Annotated in this window: 2 protein-coding genes; both read right to left on the reverse strand. The window is 22.7% G+C overall.

Going from position 1 to position 3,801, the window contains the following annotated elements:
• Positions 1-950 precede the first annotated feature (950 nt).
• Positions 951-2,324 carry a U32 family peptidase gene (locus Q0087_RS06960; RefSeq protein WP_297898961.1) on the reverse strand — a complete coding sequence of 458 codons (1,374 nt, stop codon included), beginning with the start codon at positions 2,322-2,324 and terminating at the stop codon, positions 951-953.
• Positions 2,325-2,525: 201 nt separating this feature from the next.
• A complete protein-coding gene (locus Q0087_RS06965; RefSeq protein WP_297898962.1) occupies positions 2,526-3,494 on the reverse strand; it encodes a cation diffusion facilitator family transporter in 969 nt (322 codons plus the stop codon).
• Between the last annotated feature and the right edge of the window lie 307 nt (positions 3,495-3,801).

The raw sequence follows: 3,801 nt of genomic DNA on the forward strand, positions 1-3,801 counted from the left end.
CAGCAGCAGAAACATATGACATAGATAAGGCAAATAAAAAGAAAATCAAAATTATCAATGTCATTTTGTGTTTATATTTACTCATATACGATCATCTTCTTACTTGGTTTTTTACCCCCCTCAAAATCATTTTTTCATTAATTAAGAGATTGCTCCCTATGATATAAAATATCTTTTATTAAAAATAGCATATAAAATTTTCTATTTGATTATCTTATTAAAAAACAGTTTATAATAATATAATTTATATGATAAATAAGAAAAAAAGATAAAAGAAAGAATAAAAAGAAAAAATAAGACTAAAATAAATATAAAAACTTATTAAAATAAGATAAAAGGCTTAATTTAAAAAATAATAGATAAATAATAATTTTTATAATAACCTAATATTATACTTTTATATTAAAATAGATAAGTTTATATATTACAATTAACATAATAATAGACATAGGGAATATTCTCTTCAAACTTTTTTCATAAATAAAAATAATAAAAAATAATATTATTATTTTATGTTATTAGTTTGGTATTATTTCATTGGTGGAGTAAAAAAGAATACTCTTTTTTAACATTTAATGTATTATCATATTCACCCCCCTGAATATACAATACTATAAACACATAAGATGAAAATGATTTTAAAAGACGCATATTAAATAGTACTTTTTAAGTCACTCCGTATAATAATTTAAACTAAACACAACAGTTTATTATTCATTCTCCACCAATGAAATAATATCAACTATTATAATATTTTCAAAAATCAAAGTTTCCAATCTATAAAAAGCTCATTTTTCAATAAGAAAACATAGATTTTTAATTTTCTAATTTAATTTTATAAAAATAAATCGATTAAAATTACTCTTTTAATATCTAGTTAATCAAGAAAAGATTTAGATTAATATAAATATTTTAAGATTATAAGCCAAGAGATATTTTAAAGAATTAATTTAATTTAAATCTCTTTCAATGAGTTTATAAACAAAATCATTTTCTCTGACTTTATTTTCAATAGCTATAGCCACATTATTACCTTTTTTACAATATTCAACAAATTCACCATTAATTTCCATTGATTCAACTTTTTGTGTTATAGAACCAGTAGTTTTACCTTGGATTAAGATTTCATCCCCTATTTTCAAATCATCCCATAATTGTAGTTCAGCAACACCTATTTTTGAATAATAATTTACAACTTTAGCAATATCTCTCTTAACATATTTAGATTGGTTTTTAGTACTTATTTCATAAGGAATATCAAAATAAAACCCTGTATCAAAACCACGATTAAAAACCTTTTTTAAATCTTCCATCCAGCTATCCTTAAAAATAAAAGTCTTATTTTCAATTGAATCAATAGCTTCCCTATAAACTCTTGTAGTAGTAGCTACATAATCCGGTCCACGAGCTCTACCTTCTATTTTAAAAGCATCAACTCCAGTAAATATCAATTGAGGAATATACTCAACCATTGCCATATCATTGGGAGAAATAAAACTAGTTTTTGAGTTTGGAGTATTCAGATTATAGAAACCTAAAGAATCATCATTAAGGTTATTAGTATCAATATTATCATCATTAACATCATTAACATCATTAACATCATTAACATCATTAAGATTTAAATCATCATTTATATTATTAATATTATCTGAAAAAGTTTTTAAAATAAAGGAAGAATCATTATCATTTTCATAAAAAAAGTCTGAATCCTTATCTTGAGCAATTGATAGTCTCCAATCCTTTCTACAAGGTTGTAAACATTCTCCACAATTAGCACTTTTACCATATAATCCATAGCTTAAAAAACACCTTCCAGAAATAGCCATACACATAGCCCCATGAATAAAGATTTCTGTTTCAATTGGAGATTTCTTAGCTATATCTTGAATTTCCCAAATATTTAGCTCTCTAGAAAGAATAGCTCGTGTAACACCTAATTTTTTCAAGGTTTTAAGTGCATATGTATTAGATATATTTTCTTGAACACTCATATGTGGATCAATTCCAACTTCACTAGCTATTTGAGCAAGTCCAATATCTGAAACAATTAAAGCATCAACTTCATATTCTTTAATTAGTTCAAGATCAAATTCAAGTTTTTTAATATCTTCATCTTTCATTATAGTGTTTGTACATAGATATAATTTTGAAGAATATTCTTTAACTAATTCCATTGCTTCTTCAACATCTTTAAGAGAAAAATTAGAAACATTAGCTCTCATATTATTATCTGCTAAACCAATATAAATTGAATCAGCACCATTTTCAAGAGCTGCTCTTAGAGATATAAAATTACCTGCAGGAGACAATAATTCTACCATGAAATCACCAACACCCCATAATGATTATTTAAACTATAATTATTAATTAAACTATGATTATTAATTAAACTATAATTATTTAAACTATAATTATTAATTAAACTATGATTATATAAACTATAATTATTTAAACTATAATTATTAATTAAACTATAATTATTTAAACTATAATAATTATTTAACCAATAATTATTAATTAAACTATTTTTTTATAAATTCTATATTAATATCCTCAATTCCATGTACTGAACATAGATTATTCAGAGATTTTTTAATTTCTTCAGTATCTGAAACCTTCAAATCATCTTGAAGATTAATTTTAACAGTTAAAATATTTTTTTGATTATCTAAACTCCATAAATAAAATTTAACAATATCATCAATCCCTTCAATAGATAAAATATCTTTTTTTAATTTATCCTGGTTAACATTGCCAGGAGCTTCTAATAAAAGTATTTTAAAGCTATAAAAGAGTGTTTTAGCTAAGTTATATATCATCCATAATGTAATAGCTATTGATAATAAAACATCCAAGATAGGAATATTATAGAATATTAATATTATTCCAACACCCAATAGAGCAATCCATCCCATTAAATCCCCTATAAGATGAATTGAAACAGCTCTTTCATTTAAAGTGGTTGATTCTCTTAATTTCCATATACTCAATGATTTTAAAAATATTGCAAATATAGCTACAAGAACCATACCTGATGCTTGAGGTTCAACTGGAGAAAAGATTCGAGAAAACGATTCAAGAAGTATTAAGAATGAACCTATAATAACTATTGAAGAAGTTACAATAGCACCAAGAAGTGAAAACCTCCTATATCCATAAGTAAACTTTTCATCCTCTTCTTTTTCTGAAAATCTTTGAAAAAACCAGGAGAAGCCAAGTGCAATAGTATCACTTAATCCATGGAGAAGATCAGCTAAAATTGCCATACTATTTGTATAAACAGCTCCAACACCAACTACTACCATGAAAATAATATTTAGAAAAAATGCAAATGATATATTTTTAGCTGCTTTATGATATTCAAAATCATGAATATGACTGTCATCTAAACTTATTTTATTATCATTCTTAATTTTCATAGATTTGCATACTTTAGAATTTTCAAGATTATCATCTAGATTATCATTACTATACTTTTTATCATCTTTCATAATATTCTTATATTAATTAAATTTTTATCAACTTTAATAAAATTCTTATATTAGTTAAATTTTTATCAACTTTAATCATATTCTTATATTAATTAAATTTTTATCAACTTTAATCATATTCTTATATTAATTAAATTTTTATCAACTTTAATAATATTTTTATGTTAATTAAAATCCAATATTAATAAATTAAACTAAATTAAGAATTAAATGACCTTAATAAATCTAATAAGCTTAATAAATTATATAAATTTAATAAATTAAATAGATTAAATAAATTAAATAAATTATATAAATTAAATAAATT

This window comes from uncultured Methanobrevibacter sp. (assembly GCF_937881195.1).
In the GTDB taxonomy this organism is placed as follows: Archaea; Methanobacteriota; Methanobacteria; order Methanobacteriales; family Methanobacteriaceae; genus Methanobinarius.